The 21,033-nt window shown below is 58.7% G+C and carries 15 protein-coding genes and 2 pseudogenes; 8 read left to right on the top strand and 9 right to left on the bottom strand.

The window, feature by feature from the left end; genetic code table 11:
• The 4 genes and pseudogenes from cmlS to WGT02_RS32050 all read left to right on the top strand — a co-directional run.
• The gene (gene cmlS, locus WGT02_RS32065) at positions 1 to 1,710 is read left to right on the top strand and encodes a chloramphenicol-biosynthetic FADH2-dependent halogenase CmlS (protein WP_208246075.1); all 1,710 of its coding nucleotides are present in this window, start codon (positions 1 to 3) and stop codon (positions 1,708 to 1,710) included.
• Positions 1,711 to 1,720: 10 nt separating this feature from the next.
• Positions 1,721 to 3,676, top strand: coding sequence for an alpha/beta hydrolase (locus WGT02_RS32060; RefSeq protein ID WP_208246073.1), 1,956 nt, complete (start codon positions 1,721 to 1,723; stop codon positions 3,674 to 3,676).
• 580 nt (positions 3,677 to 4,256) lie between these two features.
• Positions 4,257 to 5,329 (top strand): IS630 family transposase gene (locus WGT02_RS32055; protein WP_208246028.1). Its coding sequence is split into 2 segments (ribosomal slippage): positions 4,257 to 4,743 and positions 4,743 to 5,329, totalling 1,074 coding nucleotides; the frame shifts between segments, so codons are not numbered across the junction.
• Between the two features lie 26 nt (positions 5,330 to 5,355).
• Positions 5,356 to 5,615, top strand: a pseudogene (locus WGT02_RS32050) (IS6 family transposase); the annotation flags it as partial.
• 351 nt (positions 5,616 to 5,966) lie between these two features.
• On the opposite strand, the gene istB (WGT02_RS32045) reads toward WGT02_RS32050, so the two are convergent.
• Positions 5,967 to 6,863, bottom strand: coding sequence for an IS21-like element helper ATPase IstB (istB, locus tag WGT02_RS32045; protein ID WP_208245168.1), 897 nt, complete (start codon positions 6,861 to 6,863; stop codon positions 5,967 to 5,969).
• Entirely contained in the window at positions 6,860 to 8,332 is a 1,473-nt protein-coding gene (gene istA, locus WGT02_RS32040; protein ID WP_208245890.1) for an IS21 family transposase, read from the bottom strand. The genes istB (WGT02_RS32045) and istA (WGT02_RS32040) overlap by 4 nt, the downstream gene beginning before the upstream one ends.
• A gap of 643 nt (positions 8,333 to 8,975) precedes the next feature.
• On the opposite strand from istA (WGT02_RS32040), the gene ltrA (WGT02_RS32035) reads away from it, so the two are divergent.
• The 4 genes and pseudogenes from ltrA (WGT02_RS32035) to WGT02_RS32020 all read left to right on the top strand — a co-directional run.
• Positions 8,976 to 10,070, top strand: coding sequence for a group II intron reverse transcriptase/maturase (gene ltrA, locus WGT02_RS32035; protein WP_263623046.1), 1,095 nt, complete (start codon positions 8,976 to 8,978; stop codon positions 10,068 to 10,070).
• 162 nt (positions 10,071 to 10,232) lie between these two features.
• Positions 10,233 to 11,293, top strand: a protein-coding gene (locus tag WGT02_RS32030) for an IS630 family transposase (RefSeq protein WP_208245220.1) whose coding sequence is annotated in 2 segments (ribosomal slippage) — positions 10,233 to 10,725 and positions 10,725 to 11,293 — 1,062 coding nt in all. Because the reading frame shifts where the segments join, the coding sequence is not laid out codon by codon here.
• A gap of 487 nt (positions 11,294 to 11,780) precedes the next feature.
• Entirely contained in the window at positions 11,781 to 13,130 is a 1,350-nt protein-coding gene (gene ltrA, locus WGT02_RS32025) for a group II intron reverse transcriptase/maturase (protein ID WP_341353377.1), read from the top strand.
• Between the two features lie 115 nt (positions 13,131 to 13,245).
• Positions 13,246 to 13,482 (top strand): annotated as a pseudogene (locus WGT02_RS32020) (DDE-type integrase/transposase/recombinase); the annotation flags it as partial.
• Positions 13,483 to 13,554: 72 nt separating this feature from the next.
• On the opposite strand, the gene istB (WGT02_RS32015) reads toward WGT02_RS32020, so the two are convergent.
• From istB (WGT02_RS32015) to WGT02_RS31985, 7 genes are all read right to left on the bottom strand, one after another.
• Positions 13,555 to 14,349 (bottom strand): IS21-like element helper ATPase IstB, encoded by a 795-nt coding sequence (gene istB / locus WGT02_RS32015; RefSeq protein WP_208245060.1) that lies wholly within the window; start codon positions 14,347 to 14,349, stop codon positions 13,555 to 13,557.
• Positions 14,339 to 15,859, bottom strand: coding sequence for an IS21 family transposase (gene istA, locus WGT02_RS32010; RefSeq protein WP_208180357.1), 1,521 nt, complete (start codon positions 15,857 to 15,859; stop codon positions 14,339 to 14,341). Before istA (WGT02_RS32010) ends, istB (WGT02_RS32015) begins: the two co-directional genes overlap by 11 nt.
• Positions 15,860 to 15,987: 128 nt before the next feature.
• Positions 15,988 to 17,013 carry a HAMP domain-containing protein gene (locus WGT02_RS32005; RefSeq protein ID WP_225040402.1) on the bottom strand — a complete coding sequence of 342 codons (1,026 nt, stop codon included), beginning with the start codon at positions 17,011 to 17,013 and terminating at the stop codon, positions 15,988 to 15,990.
• A 179-nt stretch (positions 17,014 to 17,192) separates the two neighbouring features.
• Complete coding sequence (locus WGT02_RS32000; RefSeq protein WP_208246064.1) at positions 17,193 to 18,359, bottom strand: ABC transporter ATP-binding protein; 1,167 nt, start codon at positions 18,357 to 18,359, stop codon at positions 17,193 to 17,195.
• 78 nt (positions 18,360 to 18,437) lie between these two features.
• Positions 18,438 to 19,463 carry a Gfo/Idh/MocA family protein gene (locus WGT02_RS31995; protein ID WP_208246062.1) on the bottom strand — a complete coding sequence of 342 codons (1,026 nt, stop codon included), beginning with the start codon at positions 19,461 to 19,463 and terminating at the stop codon, positions 18,438 to 18,440.
• 116 nt (positions 19,464 to 19,579) lie between these two features.
• The gene (locus WGT02_RS31990; protein ID WP_263623155.1) at positions 19,580 to 20,254 is read right to left on the bottom strand and encodes a reverse transcriptase domain-containing protein; all 675 of its coding nucleotides are present in this window, start codon (positions 20,252 to 20,254) and stop codon (positions 19,580 to 19,582) included.
• Positions 20,248 to 20,928 (bottom strand): reverse transcriptase domain-containing protein, encoded by a 681-nt coding sequence (locus tag WGT02_RS31985; RefSeq protein ID WP_375679836.1) that lies wholly within the window; start codon positions 20,926 to 20,928, stop codon positions 20,248 to 20,250. Before WGT02_RS31985 ends, WGT02_RS31990 begins: the two co-directional genes overlap by 7 nt.
• Positions 20,929 to 21,033 lie beyond the last annotated feature (105 nt).

The raw sequence follows: 21,033 nt of genomic DNA, 5'->3' as shown, positions 1-21,033 counted from the left end.
ATGTCACGGCGTAAGATTCTCATCATGGGCGCGGGACCGGCCGGATCCGTGGCCGCTCTCAGCCTGCTTAAGCTCGGCCACGACGTGGAACTGTTCGAGCGCGAGGTGTTCCCGCGTTACCGAGTGGGAGAGTCCTTCCTTCCGGGTACCATGTCGATCCTCAACCGGCTTGGGCTCCAGCAGCAGATCGACGATGCGGGCTTTGTGAAAAAGCCTTCCGCCACGTTCTTGTGGGGTCAGGACCAGGCGCCGTGGACCTTCTCGTTCTCAACGCCGCGCGTTGTCGACTGGGTCTTCGACCATGCCATCCAGGTCAAGCGCGAAGATTTCGACCACCTCCTGCTTAATGAAGCACGGCATCGGGGCGCCAAAGTGAATGAAGGCACGCCGGTTCTCGATGTTGATCTTAGAGCCGATGGTGTGGGCATGAAGATCAAGCGCAATGGCGAGCGCGAATACGTCGCCGGCGACTATCTCATCGACGCGTCAGGCGCCAGCAGCCCTCTAGTGCACAAATTGAACCTGCGGCGCTACGATGCCTTCTACCGCAACCTCGCCGTCTGGTCCTATTTCCGCTGCCCAGAACGCTTCAAGGGCGATCTGCGCGGCACGACCTTCTCGATCACGTTCGAAAGCGGCTGGGTCTGGATGATCCCGCTCAAGGGCGACCTCTACAGCGTCGGCTGCATTGTCGACCAAAGCGAAGCCGCCAAACTCAGCGAACTCGGCCCCACGGAGTTCTATCGCCAGACCTTAGCCAAGTGCCGCCGCGCTATGGAGATTCTCCGCGATTCCGATCAGGTCGACGAAGTGCGCGTCGTGCGCGACTGGTCCTATGACACGACTCTGTTTTCGCGGGACCGCTTCTTTCTGTGCGGTGACGCGGCCTGCTTCACCGATCCGCTGTTCTCGCAGGGCGTGCATCTGGCGACTCAGTCTGCGGTCTGCGCCGCTTCCGCGATCGACTATCTCAGCAGCAATCCGGACACCAGCACCAGCGTGCACGAGTGGTACGCCAAAAGCTATGGAGAGACCTATGAGCAGTATCACGAATTCCTTGCCTCTTTCTACACATTCGCCTCCTTCACCGAACCGGATTCCGAATTCTGGAACCGGCGGCGCATCGCTGAAAGCTCGGATGAGCGGTTCGAGCGCCGCAACTGGTTTCACCGGTTGAGCGAAACCGCTTCCACCGGTGATTGGGAGATCGGCGATTTCCGCGATCGCGCTTCGAGCATGGTCGCCGTCGGCCGCCACCATCGCCAGCACCTCTCGGACGACTTTTCTGACGAGGAACTGATAACCGCCCGCGTGGCCTGGATTTCGCGCCTGACCAAGCAGCTCAGCTCGATCAGCAAGATCGACTGGAACGGCCGCGACGTCGTGCTTGAGCCTTATTACAAGGTCAATCCGCAAAGCTTTAAGCTTGAGCCCAAGCAGGTGCTGTCCAACGGCGATGGGCGGCATATGACCAAATACACGGCGGACGAGAGCTTCAAGTCAATCTTCGAGGATTTGAAGGAGCAATCGTTCGACTACAAGACCCTGATTCGCCGCCTCAGTGAGAATGGCGCGGCCGATACTAGTTCGCAGATCGTGATCCGTCTATTCGAGGCCGGCCTCTTGTCGGGGTACAATGCCAAGGGCGATTGGGTGCACATCCAGGACCGCCTGCGCTTCGATGGGGTCGGCGTGGAATACGAGGTCTAAGGGTCAAGCCATGCGCACCATCTTCATTGCGGGCATCGGCAACTCCGAAGACGAGCATTGGCAACGGCACTGGCACCGTCATCTGGCGGACAGCATCTGGTTGGAGCACGCCGATTGGGACCGTCCCGAATGCGACCAGTGGGTGAGAGACCTTGACGATCTCCTGGTCTCGGTCCCGGGTCCCAAATTCCTGGTCGCCCACAGCCTGGGCTGCCTGGTCGCCGTCGCATGGGCGCAGCGGCATCGCGACGACAGCGTCGTCTCGGCCTTTCTCGTGGCGGTGCCCGATCCCAACGGCCCGAAGTTTCCTGTCGAGGCCACCGGCTTTGCACCGATCTTGCGCCAGCCCCTCCCATTACCGGCCACCATGATCGTCAGCGATGATGATCCATACAGCACCCCAGCCTATAGCCGCGCCGTGGCCGAAGCTTGGCAGACGAGGGCGATCGAGATCGGCCACAGGGGGCACATCAATCTTACTTCCGGCCTCGGCTTTGGCAGGAGGGGTGGGACCACTTCGAACGCCATCACAAACAAAGCGCCCAAGGAGCCTGAAAGCGACGCGAGCGGGGTCTTTGAGCATGTCATGGAGGTAATAATGCAGCTGCAATTTGACCCGGTGATGATGGTCAAGCCTCGGCAGATCCAACTTCCCTATGGTCCGACTTGCCGTCTACGCTTAGGACGAGCCGCTTATGACGGCGTGCTCCATGCCGCAGGCATCGATCTTTGGGCCGTGACGACCCAGGACAGGCGCCTGCTACGACGCCTGCGAGAGGCCGAGGCGCTGAGCCTTTCTCTGGCATGCGACGGCAGCGGCAGCGGTCTTCGCTTGTCCGACTTTACGGTAGACGAAGAGATCGGCCGCATCCTGTTTCGCCTGAGCGATCCGTTGAAAAACGGCGCCGAACCTACTTGGCTCGAGCACTCCGTATCCACGGTTGTGCGTGCGCCCTGTCTGTTTCGGAGGGTAGCGGAAGCCGATCTCGCCGCTGTTTCGCCCTTCGAGTTGGTGTTGCGTTTGATCGAACCTGACGGCTTCCTCGTGCCCAGCGCCGTGATCAGCCTCGAAGTTCATCGCCCCTGGGGCGGACGCTTCAATATCCGGGGCCGCGTTGTCCATCGGGCTGAACTGGACGGCGGCAGTCAGCTCGTCATTCGCCCGGAGAGAGTACCGGACAAGGCCGCGGCCGGCTGGCTGGCCGTCTGCGAGAGCGATACCTTCGGCATCCGCCAGTTGCGCATGAACGGGCTGTCGGCACGGGGCGCCGGTCGCTTCCTCAGAATCAGTCGCTGCAGTACCGTAGCCGACTGGCACAATGTCGTTCGCTTGCGGCGAATTGCCAACCAGTTCTTCGGGCGTCATCAGGAGGCGGATGACGATACGATATGGACCGATGAACTGGATGACAATTCCCTCAGCCTTCTGGTCTGGCTTGGGCGCAATCCCGTGGGTACCGGTCGGCTGGTCTTCAACGGAGGAGACCGGCGGCTGAGTGAAATCGAAGCATCGAGCCCCCTCCCCGACTGGGTGTGGGCCGAGCGCTTCCTGGAGGTGTCCCGCGTTGCGATCGACGCGGATCACCGTAGCGCTGGCGTGATGATCGCCATCTTCCAGGAAGTGGGCCGGATTGCCCTGGAGACGAATTGCCGCTACCTCGTGCTCGATGCAATCGAAAAACTGGTGCCGATCTACGAAAAGGTGGGGGCGGTCCACCTCCCAAACACCAAGAAGCATCCTTTCAGCGACGAAACGGTGCATGTCTTGGTCATCGATATTCGACGTTCTCTGACATCGATCGATCGGCGCTTGCTCTATTGGCTCGCCGTGTTTGGCCCGGCACTGCGCAGCCATCTCAGGTTGTTTGGGGCGCGCCATACGCGCGCAATTCTCAACCGCGGCATCCAAATCGGTTTCACTGTCAAGCAGGCCCTGGCCCGTGCCCTCTTCTTCCGTCCGATTTGAACCGCGGGCGCGGGCGCTGGCAAGGCGGCGTACTCGTAGCATTCACGAGGCATCGATGTCGCTCCTGCCGGTTCACCTGCACTTCATAGGAGAAGTCGAGGCAACGGCCCTGACGCAAAATGCTTGGCGCATCGCTCGATCGCCAGATATAGGACAGCGGCAGGTTCACCTACGATTGGAGAGGCACGCCGTTTCGCCGCGCCGACAATGAAGGTGTCGAAGATGCGCCGCGACAAAGGCACGAGCCAGAGCAATGATCACCCATTGCTCCGGTTTTGCTGTTGCGCATACAGGTTCGCAAAACACCATCAGTGGACGTTGAATATTCGAGGAGGAAACAGGATGACGCTGACACCGGCACTGACGAGACATCTGAGCAACCCGGAGCGGTTTGTCGACCTTGCTTCCGACCCTGATGCAATTGCCGCGAAGCCTCGGAACCGTTTCCCGGTGTTCAATCCGTCCACGGGGGCGATGTCACGTTATCAGCAGCTTATACCAACGTGAGCGGTTTCTGACTCGTTTTGCGGTTTCCAAATCAGTTGAATTCTGAATCTCTGTCGCAAACGGAGGTTTGCGGATGACATTGGGAATTCCACTGCGCGATGACTTCGACGGTTTTGCCCTGCGGGCATTGGCCAAGAGCACGAAGGATGCGGCACAGGCTCGGCGGCTTCTTGCCCTTGCCGAAATCTATGATGGTCATTCACGCAGCGACGCGGCCAGGATCGGAGGCGTGACCCTGCAGATTGTCCGCGATTGGGTTATGCGCTTCAATGCCCGCGGTCCGTCAGGGCTCATCAACGGCAAAGCGCCTGGCAATCAAGGAAAGCTTTCCGCTGTGCATCGCCAGGCTTTGGCGAAGATTGTCGAAAGCGGGCCGATACCAGCAGTGCATGGCGTCGTTCGCTGGCGGCGCAAGGATCTGGTTCAATGGCTTTTCCAGGAATACCGGATCTCTGTGGACGAGACGACCATTGGCCGCGAATTGAAGGCGCTCGGCTTTGCAAAGCTGTCTGCTCGTCCGCGCCATTACGCCCAGAACGAGGGTGACCTGGAGAGTTTTAAAAAAACTTCCCCGCCACACTGGCAACCATCAAAAGCAGGCTCCCCAAGAACATCGAGATCGAGCTCTGGTGGGCCGACGAAGCTCGGATAGGGCAGAAGAACAAGATCACCCGACGATGGGCACGCAAGGGCACAAGGCCTTCGGCACCACTCGATCAACGCACGATGTGGACTTATATCTTCGGCGCCATCTGCCCCAAGAAGGGCAAAGCTGCGGGCCTTGTTCTTCCCTACTGCGACACCGATGCCATGAACCATGCCATGAACCAGCATCTGCTCGAAATCAGCCAGGCGGTCGATGAAGGTGCTCATGCCGTGCTGATCGTTGATCAGGCTGGATGGCACGTCACGCCGAAACTCAAAGTACCCGACACCGTCACCCTGCTGTTCCTGCCGCCGCGGTCGCCCGAATTGAACCCTGTCGAGAACCTGTGGCAATTTATGAGGGAGAACTGGTTGTCCAACCGGATATTCAAAGACTACGACGACATCGTTTCCCATTGCTGTGACGCATGGAACAAGCTGGTCGCGCAGCCGTGGAAGATCATGTCAATTGGAATGCGTGATTGGGCGCACCGGTTTTGATTAGCGCTCGTTGGTATTAACGGTTGATGGATAATTCGGCTGAGATGAACTCGCCGACTCTCAGTTACAAGAACCACCGCTTTCCACCGCAGATCATCGCCCGTGCGTCTGGCTGTATTTCCGGTTCCCTTTGAGCCTGCGGCTGATCGAGGAAATGCTGTTGGAGCGCGGCATTGTCGTGTCTTACGAAACGATACGGCGATGGAGCCGCAAATTCGGGGCGGCTTACGTCAAGCAGTTGCGCAGAAGGAAGCAGTCGCGAACGGATATCTGGCATTTGGACGAGGGTGCGCCACGAAGGCGCGAAGGAGGAGCTATGATTTAGGCACTTCCCAAGCAGCCATGCTGCACAGGAGATGAGGGCTGGCCCCTCGAAGCCGGCTTGCAGGAGCGGGTTTCAAACCACCTCAAGCTGCTGTCGTAAAGAGCGATGGTGGTGAGCGTTGAGGAAAAGGCCGGACTTGATCCGGTCAGGTAAGATGCAAGGAGACGAGCGTGAGCGAACCGCTGACGACGTGTCGAAAAGTGCATAGATGGCGTCAAAACCGGGTGGGCTTCGTTAACCCGGGAGAAGTCTGGGAGATACCTATAGCGCGACGATCAGGATGAGACGCGAGCGACAATCTGGATGAGATTCTTATGTCGCGGTTGGAGCGAAGTTATCATGTTGATTGTCGCTGGCAAGAGTTTCATCGTGTTCTGATTGCCGCTCCGCGACAAGCTGGGAAGAGCTTTTGATTGTCGCGAATGAGGCGGGTCTGCCGCGCTGGCGTTTGGCTTCCATGGCCGAACGCCGCCGGTAGCTTTCGACATTCATCTCGAAGATTGTTGCGTGATGGACAAGTCGGTCCACCGCGGCAAGCGTCATGGCCGGGTCTGGAAAGACGCGGTTCCATTCTCCGAAGGGCTGATTGGCGGTGATCATGATGGAACGCCGCTCATATCTTGCGGAGATGAGTTCGAAGAGCACGCTCGTTTCGGCCTGGTCCTTGGTGACGTAGGCCAGGTCGTCGAGGATGAGAAGATCGAACTTGTCGAGCTTTGCGATGGCGGCTTCGAGCTGAAGCTCCCTCCGCGCGACCTGAAGCTTCTGGACGAGATCGGTCGTGCGGGTGAAGAGCACGCGCCAGCCGTTCTCGATTAGCGCGAGGCCGACGGCTGCGGCGAGATGGCTCTTTCCGCCGCCGGGCGGACCGAACATCAGGATATTGGCGCCTTTGGCGAGCCAGCTATCGCCGGCTGCAATCGCCATGACCTGGGCCTTGGAGACCATGGGAACAGCGTCGAAGGCGAAGCTGTCGAGCGTCTTTCCGGGTGGCAGGTGGGCCTCGGCGAGGTGTCTTTCGATCCTGCGATGGGCGCGTTCGGCCAATTCATGCTCGGCGATGGCCGAGAGGAAACGGGCAGCAGGCCATCCTTCCCGATCGGCCTGCTCGGCAAATTGGTGCCAGAACGTCTTGATCGTCGGCAGCCTCAGTTCGTTGAGCATGATGCCGAGGCGGGCTTCATCGACTGTGTGGATGTTGCTCTTCATGCGACCTCTCCCGCATAGGCCGTGCCGATCAGGGCTTCATAACCATTGAGCGACGCGAGTTGCACATGAACGATCGGCAACTGATCCGGGTCCGGGCTGAAGACCGCTCTCAAAGCCGCCAGATCAGGCAGTTTGTGGGCGTCGAGCGTTTTGGCAAGCTCCTCGGCCAGTTCACGCTCGCAACTGCGATCGTGAGCCAAGGCAAGCAGTTCCACGGTGATCTTGCAAGCCTGCCGCTCGGGCAGTTGCTCGATGAGCGCGTCGAAAGTCCTGCGATATTCCGGCCTGGGGAAGAGCTTGTCGCGATAGACGAGCCCCAAAAGCGCCATCGGCTTTTTGCGCAGGGAATGAATGACGTGATGATAGTTGACGACTTGATCGTGCTTGCCACTCGCATGGGCGCGGCCTCGGGGTAATGTCAGCAGATGCGTGCCGCCGATGAAGACGTCGAGGCGATCGTCGAACAGACGCACCCGCAGCCGGTGGCCAATCAGACGGGAAGGCACGGTGTAGAAGACCTTGCGCAAGGCGAAGCCGCCGGTGCTCGATACGGTGACGATGACCTCTTCGAAGTCGGTGGTGCGACGATCGGGAAGAGCTTGCAGATGCGTGCGCTCGGCATCGATGCGCTTGCCATGTGCGGCATTGCGGCGGCTGACGATCTCATCGATGAAGGCGCGATAGGATCCGAGGTCGCCAAAGTCCCTGGTTCCGCGCATCAGCAGAGCATCGCGGATCGCATTCTTGAGATGGCCGTGGGAACTTTCGATCGAGCCGTTCTCGTGCGCGACGCCCTTGTTGTTGCGCGTCGGCGTCATGCGATAATGGGCGCACAGTTCGTCGTAGCGATGCGTCAGATCGACCTTGGCGTCGGCATCGAGGTTGCGGAAGGCGGCCGATAAGCTGTCGCTGCGATGATAGAGCGGCGAACCGCCAACCGACCACAGGGCGTTCTGCAGCCCCTCGGCCAGAGCGACGAAGCTCTCTCCACCCAGGATGACATGGGCATGCTCGAAGCCCGACCAGACCAGCCGGAAGTGATAAAGCAGATGATCGAGCGATTGGCCGGCGATCGTCACGCCGAGGCTGCCCATGTCGGTAAAATCCGACAGTCCTAACCGACCGGGTTCGTGCATCTGACGGAAGATCACTTCCTGCTCCTGACCGTGAACAGCCCGCCATGATCGGATACGACGCTCAATCGTACGGCGAACACCTTCTGACAGCTCTGGATGACGCCGCAGCATCTCGTTGTAAACGGCGACCGCTCGGATGCCGGGCGCGGCCTTGAGGAGCGGAACAACCTCGGCGTCGAAGATGTGCTCAAGGGGATCGGGGCGACGCCGGTCGCGCGGCGGCTTGGTCTGCGATGGAAGACGCGCATCCTTCTCGATGCGGTAAGCCGTCGCCCAGCTGATCGACGCCTTGGCGGCAGCGACCTCAATGGGGTTGTTTTGTCGGTACTTCATAAAAAGCCTCGTCTGATGATCGGTTACATGGCGACCCGGCACAAAGGTGATTCTCCATTCTCAGAAAATCACCGACGCTACCGGGCCAACCGCGATCATGAGACGCCGAAAAATTGCGCCGCGGCGGGGGTGTAACTCCAGTCGGGCTACGCCCTCCCTTCGTCACACCCCCGCCGCCGAGTCTCATCCTGATTGACGCTGAGTCTCACCTTGTTTGTCGCCGCGCAGATACCTGTCTACTGCCCAGATGGCGTCCGGCATGAAGGCGGCGTGACCTTGCTTCAGGCTCTTGTGTGGAACGTGGGAACCTGTCGCCCCGATGCGAAGGGAGACATCCAAGTGGAAGCACCATGAGGATCCGAGTACCGATGCGGGGCACAGGGACGGAGTTGCGTGTAGTAGTGAAGAAGGTGCTGTAATGGCGTTGGAGCGAAGGCGCAACACTGTCCAGCTTTATCGAAAGGTCAACCGTCATGCGGGAGGAGCCTTTGGGTAAAGCAAAGCCGTTCGATATTCCTAAACGGGCTGTTTGGGAGGCTTATCAACGGGTAAAGGCGAACCGGGGTGCAGCCGGGGTCGATGATCAGTCGATCGAGGATCTTGAGCGGGATGTGAAGAACAACTGTTCAAGCTCTGGAACCGATTGTCATCTGGCAGCTACTTTCCGCCGCCAGTCAAACGGGTCGCGATCAAAAAGCGGCAAGGCGGTACAAGGCCGTTGGGCATTCCCACGGTCTCAGACCGGATTGCGCAAGGGGTGGTGAAGGCATACCTGGAACCGGAACTGGAAAGACATTTCCATCCCGATTCCTATGGGTATAGGCCCGGCAAGTCGGCACTCGAGGCCGTGGGTATGGCAAGGCAGAGATGCTGGCGCCATGACTGGGTTCTCGATCTCGACATTCAGGCCTTCTTCGACACCATTCCACACGACCTGTTGCTACGGGCGGTGCGAAAGCACACCGACTGCACGTGGGTGTTGTTGTACATTGAACGGTGGCTGACGGCTCCCGTGCAACTGGAGAACGGCACTTTGGAACCTCGGGAGAGGGGAACTCCGCAGGGGTCAGTTATCTCACCCTTGCTGGCGAACCTCTTTTTGCACTATGCGTTCGATCGGTGGATGGCCAAACACCGTCCTGAGATTCCGTTTGAACGCTTTGCCGATGATGCCGTTTGTCATTGCAGCAGCGAGCGTCAGGCCCAAAAGTTGCAAACGGATCTTGAGCAACGGTTTGCTGAATGCGGACTGAAGTTACATCCAAACAAGACACAGATCGTGTATTGCAAGGATAACGTTCGGCGGGGGCATTGCCCCAATCAGAAGTTCGACTTTCTCGGCTACACCTTTCGACCGAGACTGGCAATGAACCGATGGGGCAAGACCTTCGTCAATTTCAGTCCGGGTATCAGCAACCGAGCCGCGAAAGCCATCCGTCAGACAATGCGGGACTGGCAGCTTGACCGCCGTATCGACAAGCGCATCAATGATCTGGCCAAGATGTTCAATCCGATCCTTCGTGGTTGGATGAACTACTATGGTCGTTACCACAAATCGGCACTTTCCCGAGCATTGATGCACCTCGATCTGCGCCTGGCACGCTGGGCCATGTCGAAATATCGACGCCTGAGACGCCATCGTCGGCGTGCGCGGTACTGGGTCCAGGACGTAAGGCGTCGGGAGCCAGCGCTGTTTGCACATTGGCGATTGCTGTATCGGGCAACGGCTGGACGGTAGGAGCCGGATGAGTGGAGACGCTCACGTCCGGATCTGTGAGAGTTGCGCCTTGCAAGCGCGTTGAATTCAGCCGTCTGATACCAGCGTGAGCGATCTCTGACTCTTTTTGAGGTTTCCAAATCAGTTGAGTTCTGAATCAATACCGCAAACGGAGGTTTGCGGATGACATCAGGAATTCCACTGCGCGATGACTTCGACGGCTTCGCTCTTCGGGCGTTGGCCAAAGGCACGAAGGATGCGGCACAGGCTCGGCGGCTTCTTGCCCTTGCCGAAATCTATGATGGCCATTCCCGCAGCGATGCGGCCAGGATCGGAGGCGTGACCCTGCAAATTGTCCGCGACTGGGTTATTCGCTTCAATGCGCGTGGCCCGTCGGGGCTCATCAATGGCAAAGCACCCGGCAATCAAGGAAAGCTTTCCGACGTGCATCGCCAGGCTTTGGCAAAGATCGTCGAAAGTGGCCCGATACCGGCGGTGCATGGCGTTGTGCGCTGGCGGCGCAAGGATCTTGCTCAATGGCTGTTCCAAGAATATCGGATATCCGTCGATGAAACGACCATTGGCCGCGAATTGAAGGCGCTCGGCTTTGCAAAGCTGTCTGCCCGCCCGCGCCATTACGCCCAGAACGAAGGCGACCTGGAGAGTTTTAAAAAAAGTTCCCCGCCACACTGGCAGCCATCAAAGGCAGGCTCCCGAAGAACGTCGAGATTGAGCTCTGGTGGGCCGACGAAGCTCGGATAGGCCAAAAGAACAAGATCACCCGGCGATGGGCACGCAGGGGAACAAGGCCTTCGGCACCACACGATCAACGCACGATGTGGACCTATATCTTCGGCGCTATCTGCCCCAAGAAGGGCAAAGGTGCGGGTCTCGTTCTTCCCTACTGCGACACCAGCGCCATGAACCAGCATTTGATCGAAATCAGCCAGGCCGTCGATGACGGCGCTCATGCCGTGCTGATCGTTGATCAGGCGGGGTGGCATGTCACGCCGAAGCTCGATGTGCCCGACAACATCACACTGCTCTTCCTGCCGCCACGCTCGCCCGAATTAAATCCCGTCGAGAACGTGTGGCAATTTCTGCGTGACAACTGGTTGTCCAACCGGATCTTCAAAGATTACGAGGACATCGTCGCCCATTGCTGCGACGCATGGAACAAGCTGGTCGCTCAGCCGTGGAAGATCATGTCGATTGGAATGCGTGACTGGGCGCACCGGTTTTGATTAGCGCTCGTTGGTATGAGATGACGGCCACGGCAAAGCCTAGCGAGCAGCCGTGTACTGAGTCTTGCGTGGTGTCCGGTAACGGCCGCTGCGAAGCGTAGACAAGGAGATTGTAGGCCGGAACATACGTGAACGGATAGATAGCCCCGAAATCGAACGTGATCGGAGTAGCCGACCCTGTCTCTCAAAGGGGAAGGCGGAATCGCAGGCCGCGTCTTTGCGAGTGGTCCAAGGTGCTCCCGGGGTTCGTACCGCCAGCATGCAATCGAAGGATTTGACGTGAACAAGGGAGATCCAACCGGTTCAAGCGCAAGCTTGTAGGACCTGCCAAGCCGATGAGGCGAGAAGGGGCTGATGACCGGGTGGAAGTCAGACTGACTGATAGTACTCCGAGGTCGGGAGAGCCGGCCACATGGGGAAGCGGTCAGCGGTAGTTGAAATGTTTTTGGGCAACATGGGCTCCATTCAACGGGAGACACGGCCTTTCATGCAAAGGGAAGATCAGCTGACCATGGAAACGGGACTTGAACATATAGCAGCGAAAGCTCGGTGTGAGCCGAAACTCCGCTTTACGTCGCTTGCCCATCACATCACGCGCGAACGGGTGCAGAGGAATCTGTTGAGGATTCCGCAGCGCTCGGCCGCCGGGGTGGATGGTCAGACGGTGAAGGCGGCGAAGGAGAGCTTTGGAGAATGGATAGAGCCGATGCTCCAATCCATTCACCGCCAGGGATATCGCGCGCCGGCAGTGCGGCGCGTTTACATCCCCAAGCCCGGCAAGACGGAGAAGCGCCCGCTCGGGGTGCCAACTGTTTCGGACCGGGCGCTTCAGCGCAGCACAGCTGCGGTGCTGTCGGCGATCTACGAGCAGGACTTCTTGCCCTGCTCGTTCGGCGGCAGGCCGCATCTTAGCGCTCATCATGCCCTGTCGACCCTCAACGAGGCAATCTGCGGCGGCCGGACGAGCTGGGTGCTGGAGGCGGACTTGAAGGACTATTTTGGGAGTCTGTCGCATGAGTGGCTGCTCCGGTTTGTCGAGCATCGAGTCGGGGATCCGCGCGTGATCAGCTTGATCAGGCGCTGGCTGAAAGCAGGCGTCCTTGAGGACGGGGCTGTCCACCCGAGTGATGAAGGAACTCCTCAAGGAGGGTCGATCAGCGTTTTGCTGAGCAACGTTTATCTCCATTATGTGCTCGACCTCTGGTTCGAGCGCGTGGTGAAGGTCCAGCTCAAGGGCGAAGCCCGGCTGGTGCGTTATATCGACGACTTCGTGATCTGTTTCCAACATCAATCGGATGCGCTCCGCGTCGAGGACGCTCTCCGTCATCGTTTGGGGAAGTTTGGCCTCACTCTTGAGCCGAGCAAGACCAAGTTGGTCGAGTTTGGTCGGTTTGCTCAGAGAGATGCGAGCAAACGCGGCAGAAATCGCCCGGAGACGATCTACTTTCTGGGCATGACGCTGTACTGCTCGCGGAACCAAAAGGGTAACTTCAAGGTCGGGATGCGCACGGAGAAGTCTCGGCTTCGACGTAGTCTCTCGTCTCTGCAGGAGCTGATGCGGCAAGTTCGACATTACGTCATCAGGGACCAGGTCAGCGAAATCAACGCTGCTCTTCGTGGCCACTACGCCTATTATGGCATCGCCGGAAACCTTCGGTCGCTGCTCAAGGTGTATCGGGCCACGGAACGGTACTGGTGCCGAATGTTACGCAGCCGCAGCCGAGATGGTGGCCGCCTCACATGGGACACTTTCAACCAGATCAAAGAACGGAACCCGCTGCTGCGACCCAAGCTGCGGCTTCCTTACGGGAAGCTGCAAGCACTCGCGGTGCTGTGAAGCTGCCGAAGAGCGTAGTGCGGGAAATCCGCACGCTACGTTCTGTGGGAACCGGGGGCGGGTGACTGCCTCCGGTGACCCAGTCCTGGGGGTGAAATTCCCCCGGGCCACTCGACTCGTGATTTCCATCGGTGGCCGAAAACATTGGCTTTGGCGTGCCGTTGACCAGGACGGTTACGTCCTCGACGAGATCGTCCAAGCCCGCCGCGATACCAAAGCTGCCAAGCGATTGCTGGTCAGACTGTTGAAGAAGCAAGGCCTGACGCCGAAGCGCATCGTTACCGACAAACTGCGCTCATACGGAGCGGCAAAACGGGACGTGATGCCCGCTGTCGAACATCGATCGCACAAGTGTTGGTTTCCACGCGGAACTGAGCCGGTTTTTCCACCAAGAAGTGAGCCACCTCTAAGTATGGTTTTCTGATCAGGATTTGGTCAAGGGATTGGCTTTTTCTCCTTTCTTCTGTGCTGCGGCAGCCGAGCTGGCTTTGAAGCGGAAGCTGTCGTTACCGGTTTCCAGGATATGGCAACGGTGGGTCAAACGATCGAGCAGAGCGGTCGTCATCTTGGCGTCGCCGAAGACGGTTGCCCACTCGCTGAAGCTGAGGTTGGTGGTAATCACGACGCTGGTCCGCTCGTAGAGCTTGCTTAACAGGTGGAAGAGTAGTGCTCCGCCTGAGGCGCTGAACGGCAGGTATCCCAACTCGTCCAGGATGAGCAGATCGAGGCGGACCAAGGTCTCCGCGATCTGGCCCGCCTTGCCTTTAGCCTTCTCCTGCTCGAGAGCATTGACCAGTTCGATGGTCGAGAAGAAGCGGACCTTTCGGCGATGATGCTCGATGGCTTGGATTCCAAGAGCGGTCGCGACATGCGTTTTTCCAGTGCCAGGGCCACCGATAAGGACAACGTTCTGCGCCCCATCCATGAACTCGCATCGGTGCAGTTGGCGCACGGTGGCCTCGTTGATCTCGCTGGCGGCGAAGTCGTATCCGGAGATGTCTTTGTAGGCTGGGAAGCGAGCAGCCTTCATGTGATAGGCAATCGAGCGGACCTCACGCTCGGCCATCTCGGCTTTCAGCAACTGGGACAAGATTGGCACGGCCGCATCGAAGGCGGGAGCACCTTGCTCGATCAGGTCCGTGACGGCCTGGGCCATGCCATACATCTTCAGGCTACGCAGCATGATGACGACGGCAGCACTTGCGGGGTCATGACGCATGACGACCTCCTACGATCCGGACCCGCAAGCCATCGTAGCGTTCTACATTGGCCTTGGGTTCGCGCAGCAGGGTCAGTGCCTGTGGCGTATCGATGTCGGGACCGTCGGTCGTCTTGCCATCAATCAGCCGATGCAGCAGGTTCAACACATGCGTTTTGGTCGCCACGCCTTGATCCAGAGCCAGTTCCACGGCCCTGACGACGACCTGTTCGTCGTGATGAAGCACCAGAGCGAGGATGTCGGCCATCTCACGATCACCGCCGGGGCGGCGAAGCATCTGATCTTGCAACTGTCTGAAGGCCAGCGGCAATTCCAGGAAGGGCGCACCATTGCGCAAGGCACCGGGTTTGCGCTGGATGACGGCAAGGTAATGTCGCCAGTCGTAAATCGTTCGTGGCGGCTTATCGTGGCTCCGCTCAATGACCCGCTCATGCTCGCATAGGATATTGCCCTCGGCCGCAACGACCAGTCTCTCGGGATAAATGCGCAGGCTGACAGGCCGGTTCGCAAACGATGCTGGCACACTGTAACGATTGCGCTCGAAGGTGATCAGGCATGTCGGTGAGACGCGCTTGCTCTGCTCAACGAAGCCGTCAAATGCGGGTGGCAGTGCCATTAATGCTGCCCGCTCATCAGCCCAAACATCTGCGATTGTGCCGGGCAAGGTGCCATGCGCCGTCTCCCGCCACAGGTCCTGGCAATGCTGTTCCAGCCAAGCATTCAATACCGCCAAATCCGGGAAGTCAGGCATCTGTTGCCACAGTCGTGGGCGAGCATCCTGGACGTTCTTCTCGACCTGCCCCTTCTCCCAGCCGGCAGAGGGATTGCAGAACTCTGGCGCAAAGACGTAGTGGTTCGTCATCGCGAGGAAACGGATGTTGACCTGCCGCTCTTTGCCGCGACCGACACGATCGACCGCCGTCTTCATGTTATCGTAGATGCCGCGACCAGGTACGCCGCCGAACACACGGAAGCCGTGCCAGTGGGCGTCGAAGAGCATCTCGTGCGTTTGCAGCAGGTAGGCCCTGACCAGAAAGGCCCGACTGTGCGACAACTTGATATGTGCGACCTGAAGCTTCGTGCGCTCGCCGCCGATCACGGCATAGTCCTCACTCCAATCGAACTGGAATGCCTCGCCTGGGCGGAAAGACAGCGGAACGAATATGCCGCGGCCCGCTGTCAGCTGCTCAGCCCGCCAGTCGCGGGCGAACGCGGCGACCCGACCATAGGAGCCGGTAAAGCCGAGAACCACCAGATCCGCATGAAGCTGCTTCAGCGTTCGGCGCTGCTTGCGCGACCTCCCGGCCTCGGTCTTCAGCCAGCCAGCAAGTTTGTCGGCAAAAGGATCGAGCTTGCTCGGACGTTCCGGTACCGTGAACGTCGGCTCGATCGTACCAGCGCTCAAATACTTCGCGATCGTGTTGCGTGACAGCCCAGTGCGCCGGCTGATCTCGCGGATCGACTGCTTCTCGCGCAGCGCCATCCGACGGATGATGTTTAAAAGTCCCATGTGGATCACTCCGTGGCCCCCGTCGCTCACCGCGTTGGGGGGAAGGTTCACATGGCTCAATTCTCAATGGAAATTATGCGCCTAACCGGCTCAGTTCTGCGTGGAAACCAACAACGGCTCTCAAGCTTTCAGCGAGTTGGGCAACAGCAGCGTTGAAGTTCGCGCGCAACGGTTCGAAGCCCGGCGAAATTGCCGTCGAGCCTGAACACGAGGTTGCCGCCGGCGAGTTGCTTCAGGCCTTCTGCCAGGCTGACCGTGGCCTCAGCCATATCCTGTGCCCGCTGACGCTCGGTCTCGGCGATGCGCGCACGTTCAATCTCGTTTGCGCCACGACTGGCCTCCACATCCTTTTCTAGATCCCGCGCCCTCAACTCGTTGTCCTTGAAGATCTGCACCGCTCGGGCCATCGATCCGATCTCGTCACGGCGGATCGTTCCCTCGATGGTCGATGTGAGATCGCCGTCCGCAATGATCTTCATCGTCACCACCATCTGCTTGATGGGTTTGACCAACCAGGTGCGAATTGCGAGAAAACCGAAGCACGAGATAACGAGGAGTGCCGCAATAGCCGCTCCCAAACTCAGCACGGACGTGTCACGGACCACGCGTGAAACATCAGCACGCTTTTGCTCTGCATCGGAGGCGAGTTGTTCGGTCACGGATGTGAACCGCGGCGAGATGGCAGCAAAGGCGGGTTGGCACAAAGTGAGATAGAGTTGCTGCACCATGGCGAGCTCGGCTTCACTGGTCGCGCCGCGGCCAACTGCGATGGCTCCACCACATGTATCGGTCAGGACGGAGAAACCATCCGACTTCAACTTTGGCAATTCGCTCTGCTCCGGAACCACAGCGATCGCCATATCCATGAACCTGACGAAGTTTTCTCGCGCGTCGTTCAGGCCAGCTTCTGCGCGCGCCCTCGCCTCTTTGGACCGCGTCATCACCATGTCGGTGATGCTGGCACGCGCTGTTTCGAGACTTCGGTTCGACTGGGTCAAGCGAAGTGCTGCAGATGCATCTCTGTCGAGAAGCCCTCGATAGCTGTCGTTAACCTTCAGCATTTGCCGGCTCTGGTAGAACGCCAGACCGAGCGCCATGACGCCAAAGACAGCCATGATGATAAAGAACTTACCGACAATGGAAACGTGTTTCACAAGCCACTCCTCTAAGCCCAGTGGCACTCACGGTGCATGGATGTTCAGGTTCTGATCGTTTGATGTCTTGAGTTTAAAAAAATGGCTGCCGCCGAACTCGTGTTCGATGACAGCCAAGTTGCCTGGGAGGGCAGGAGAACGAGTTGAACCCTAGCTGGCGATAGTTCGTGCATGTTCTGTCAGTCGCGGATCGCGGTCCCCGTTACAGGGTCGAACCAATGCAACTTCTCCAGATCGACAGTCAGTGGCAGCAGCTGATTGGGACGTGGTGTCAGCGCCGGTGGGATACGCGCCACAAGCCGGTTCTTGCCCTTATTGGGAAAGTCTTCCGTGTCTTCGGCATCGTTTATATTGACCGGCGGTGACGCGATGTCGAAAAAGACGAAGGTGTCAGCTCCAAGCGCTTCAGCGACTGGTATCTGCTCGTTGAACAATGCCTCAGCCTCCGGACAAACCTGGAACATCTCCGGGCGGATCCCGGCAATGACTTGTCGCCCTGCATAGGCCGACAATGCCGCCTTGGCTGGTATGGAGAAGGATATCTTCGTTCCAGTGACCGCAGCTTTGAGCGAGCCGGCTTCCGCCGTCAGCTCGACGCGGATGAAATTCATGGCGGGCGAGCCGATGAACCCGGCGACGAAGAGGTTGGCAGGCTTGTCGTAGAGCATCTGCGGGGTGTCGATCTGCTGGAGATTACTTTCCTGTCCGTTGAACACCGGCTTCAGCACAGCCACACGATCGCCCATGGTCATGGCCTCGACCTGATCGTGGGTTACATAGAGGGTCGTTACGCCAAGCCGCTGATTAAGCAGCTTCAGTTCACCGCGCATCTGCACGCGGAGCTTGGCATCCAGGTTGGAAAGTGGTTCGTCCATCAGGAAGGCCAAGGGATGGCGAACGATCGCTCGACCCATCGCCACGCGTTGGCGCTGACCACCAGACAATGCCCCGGGCTTGCGCTCAAGATAGCGGGTGAGATCGAGCATTTCTGCTGCGTCGCGCACCAGCTTGTCGATCTTGTCCTTGGGCATTTTGCGCTGCTGAAGACCGAAAGCCATGTTGTCGTAAACGGTCATATGGGGGTAAAGCGCGTAGTTCTGGAAAACCATCGCAATATCCCGGTCCTGGGGCTCGGTCTCGGTGACATCAGCGTCATCCATGAGCAGCCGACCGCTGTTTAGCGTTTCAAGGCCTGCTGCCATCCGCAACAATGTCGACTTGCCACAACCCGACGGGCCGACCAACACGACGAATTCACCGTCCGCGACCGAAAAAGTGACATTTGCAACAGCAACGGTTCCGTCCGGAAAGGTCTTGCCGATCCCGTCAAAGGTCATGGACGCCATTTTATCTACTCCCCGTATTTTCAAGCGAGGCAAGCCGCACTGTTTGTGCGGACATGCCCTGCGCTTTTGGTTCCGGCTTTAGCCGATGTTCACAGCCTTGCCGGTCGCGACGGATTCCTCGATCGCCGCCAGGATCTTGGTGTTTGCCAGGCCGTCCTGTGCATCTGCCAGCAGCGGAGCGTCACGCACGACGCTATCGACAAAGCGAGCAATGGATTCCAAGACAAAGCCGCCGATACGCGTCGCGCCGGTTGGCGTTATGCCGATATAGTCATTGTATTTCAGTCCGCCGTCGACGATCCGGCGCAGGCCGCCACTATGCGTGGGGTCCGCCTGGACCTGGCCCTTTTCACCAACAAACTCGATCTTGAAATCGACGAGCGAAGGATTGTCACGCGACAGGATCCAGCTGTTCTCCATGGTCACGACCGTGCCCTTGGCAAATTCAAGGATCGACACATGGAAGTCCTTCGTATCCACGCCGCCGGCAGACAGGGTCCCCGAGCGTGCGACGGAATAAACACGCACGACCTCGTCTGCGAGAATAAAACGCAGCACATCGACCAGGTGGCTGCCCAAGAACCAGAGTGCCGAAGACTTTGCAGCCCAGCTCAGCATTTCGAATGGAACGAATGTCGTATTCGAAAGACGCGCGGTGCCGTGCTTTGCCAGGCCGATCTGACCGTCCTGAATCATGTCGCGGACCTGGGCGAGGATCGGATTCACACGGTTGTGGAAATCAATCATCAGCTTGCCCTTGGACTTTGCGGCAGCCGCAGCAATTTCCTCGGCTTCACGCACTGTCGTTGCAAGCGGCTTTTCGCTCAACACGTGTTTATCGGCTTTCAGAGCCGCGAGAATGATCGGCGTGTGGGTGAAGTCAGGCGTCGCCACCGAGATTGCATCGATCTGATCGCTGGTGATCAGCTTCTGATAATCGGTGAAAGCCTGCATTGCGCCGTAAGTTTCCTTCATCTTCAGCGCCCTCCCCTCATCGAGGTCGCAGACGCCGACCAGTTCGGTCTCCGGCAAGACGTTAAAGGTGTGGGCGTGATTGCCGCCCCAAAGACCGGCGCCGATGACGCCCATTCGCAGTTTGCTCATTGCATTACTCCATTCATAAAGGGAAAGCTCAGACTGGGTCACCGGAGGCAGTCACCCGCCCCCGGTTCCCACAGAACGTAGCGTGCGGATTTCGCGCACTACGCTCTTCGGCAGCTTCACAGCACCGCGAGTGCTTGCAGCTTCCCGTAAGGAAGCCGCAGCTTGGGTCGCAGCAGCGGGTTCCGTTCTTTGATCTGGTTGAAAGTGTCCCATGTGAGGCGGCCACCATCTCGGCTGCGGCTGCGTAACATTCGGCACCAGTACCGTTCCGTGGCCCGATACACCTTGAGCAGCGACCGAAGGTTTCCGGCGATGCCATAATAGGCGTAGTGGCCACGAAGAGCAGCGTTGATTTCGCTGACCTGGTCCCTGATGACGTAATGTCGAACTTGCCGCATCAGCTCCTGCAGAGACGAGAGACTACGTCGAAGCCGAGACTTCTCCGTGCGCATCCCGACCTTGAAGTTACCCTTTTGGTTCCGCGAGCAGTACAGCGTCATGCCCAGAAAGTAGATCGTCTCCGGGCGATTTCTGCCGCGTTTGCTCGCATCTCTCTGAGCAAACCGACCAAACTCGACCAACTTGGTCTTGCTCGGCTCAAGAGTGAGGCCAAACTTCCCCAAACGATGACGGAGAGCGTCCTCGACGCGGAGCGCATCCGATTGATGTTGGAAACAGATCACGAAGTCGTCGATATAACGCACCAGCCGGGCTTCGCCCTTGAGCTGGACCTTCACCACGCGCTCGAACCAGAGGTCGAGCACATAATGGAGATAAACGTTGCTCAGCAAAACGCTGATCGACCCTCCTTGAGGAGTTCCTTCATCACTCGGGTGGACACCCCGTCCTCAAGGACGCCTGCTTTCAGCCAGCGCCTGATCAAGCTGATCACGCGCGGATCCCCGACTCGATGCTCGACAAACCGGAGCAGCCACTCATGCGACAGACTCCCAAAATAGTCCTTCAAGTCCGCCTCCAGCACCCAGCTCGTCCGGCCGCCGCAGATTGCCTCGTTGAGGGTCGACAGGGCATGATGAGCGCTAAGATGCGGCCTGCCGCCGAACGAGCAGGGCAAGAAGTCCTGCTCGTAGATCGCCGACAGCACCGCAGCTGTGCTGCGCTGAAGCGCCCGGTCCGAAACAGTTGGCACCCCGAGCGGGCGCTTCTCCGTCTTGCCGGGCTTGGGGATGTAAACGCGCCGCACTGCCGGCGCGCGATATCCCTGGCGGTGAATGGATTGGAGCATCGGCTCTATCCATTCTCCAAAGCTCTCCTTCGCCGCCTTCACCGTCTGACCATCCACCCCGGCGGCCGAGCGCTGCGGAATCCTCAACAGATTCCTCTGCACCCGTTCGCGCGTGATGTGATGGGCAAGCGACGTAAAGCGGAGTTTCGGCTCACACCGAGCTTTCGCTGCTATATGTTCAAGTCCCGTTTCCATGGTCAGCTGATCTTCCCTTTGCATGAAAGGCCGTGTCTCCCGTTGAATGGAGCCCATGTTGCCCAAAAACATTTCAACTACCGCTGACCGCTTCCCCATGTGGCCGGCTCTCCCGACCTCGGAGTACTA

The sequence above is a fragment of the Rhizobium sp. T1470 genome (genome assembly GCF_042140505.1).
Taxonomy (GTDB): Bacteria; Pseudomonadota; Alphaproteobacteria; order Rhizobiales; family Rhizobiaceae; genus Rhizobium; species Rhizobium favelukesii.
Note: the sequence above shows the minus strand (reverse complement) of the source record. Positions and strands in the feature narration are given on the sequence as shown.

Coding starts and splice junctions, on each gene's coding strand:
- cmlS (WP_208246075.1), top strand. CDS start 1: ATGTCACGGCGTAAGATTCTCATCATGGGCGCGGGACCGGCCGGATCC.
- WGT02_RS32060 (WP_208246073.1), top strand. CDS start 1,721: ATGCGCACCATCTTCATTGCGGGCATCGGCAACTCCGAAGACGAGCAT.
- istB (WP_208245168.1), bottom strand. CDS start 6,863: ATGAAGAGCAACATCCACACAGTCGATGAAGCCCGCCTCGGCATCATG.
- istA (WP_208245890.1), bottom strand. CDS start 8,332: ATGAAGTACCGACAAAACAACCCCATTGAGGTCGCTGCCGCCAAGGCG.
- ltrA (WP_341353377.1), top strand. CDS start 11,781: ATGCAAAGGGAAGATCAGCTGACCATGGAAACGGGACTTGAACATATA.
- istB (WP_208245060.1), bottom strand. CDS start 14,349: ATGCGTCATGACCCCGCAAGTGCTGCCGTCGTCATCATGCTGCGTAGC.
- istA (WP_208180357.1), bottom strand. CDS start 15,859: ATGGGACTTTTAAACATCATCCGTCGGATGGCGCTGCGCGAGAAGCAG.
- WGT02_RS32000 (WP_208246064.1), bottom strand. CDS start 18,359: ATGGCGTCCATGACCTTTGACGGGATCGGCAAGACCTTTCCGGACGGA.
- WGT02_RS31995 (WP_208246062.1), bottom strand. CDS start 19,463: ATGAGCAAACTGCGAATGGGCGTCATCGGCGCCGGTCTTTGGGGCGGC.
- WGT02_RS31985 (WP_375679836.1), bottom strand. CDS start 20,928: ATGCAAAGGGAAGATCAGCTGACCATGGAAACGGGACTTGAACATATA.